Below are 817 nucleotides of genomic sequence, written 5' to 3' on the forward strand. Positions count from 1 at the left end.
GTGTGGGCCGCGGCGACGGAGGCGTGGCAGGACGTCCTCCGGCTCGGCGACAAGAACGGTTTCCGCAACGCCCAGGCGTCGGTGCTCGCCCCGACCGGCACCATCGGCCTGATGATGGACTGCGACACCACCGGTGTCGAGCCCGACCTGGCGCTGGTCAAGTTCAAGAAGCTGGTCGGCGGCGGCTCCATGCAGATCGTGAACAACACGGTCCCCAAGGCGCTGAAGCGGCTCGGCTACCAGCCGGAGCAGGTCGAGGCGATCGTGAGCTACATCGCCGAGCACGGGAACGTCATCGACGCCCCGGGGCTGCGCCACGAGCACTACGAGGTCTTCGACTGCGCGATGGGCGAGCGGGCCATCTCGGCCATGGGGCACGTCCGGATGATGGCGGCGGCCCAGCCGTTCCTGTCCGGCGCGATCTCCAAGACCGTGAACCTGCCCGAGTCGGCCACGGTCGAAGAGGTCGAGGAGGTGTACTTCGAGGGCTGGAAGCTCGGCCTGAAGGCGCTGGCGATCTACCGCGACAACTGCAAGGTCGGCCAGCCGCTGTCGGCGAAGAAGAAGGAAGAGAAGGCCAAGGCCGAGCCGGAGCCGGAGAAGGTCGTCGAGTACCGCCCGGTGCGCAACCGCCTTCCCAAGGGGCGTCCCGGCATCACGACCTCCTTCACGGTCGGCGGCGCCGAGGGCTACATGACCGCCAACTCCTACCCGGACGACGGGCTGGGCGAGGTCTTCCTCAAGATGTCCAAGCAGGGCTCGACCCTCGCTGGAATGATGGACGCCTTCTCCATCGCCGTCTCGGTCGGCCTGAAGT

At 67.6% G+C, this 817-nt stretch carries 1 pseudogene; it reads left to right on the forward strand.

From position 1 onward, the window contains the following. Window positions 1-817: pseudogene (locus KUM32_RS40215) on the forward strand (vitamin B12-dependent ribonucleotide reductase); the annotation flags it as partial.

This window comes from Streptomyces sp. AC627_RSS907, assembly GCF_019049165.1.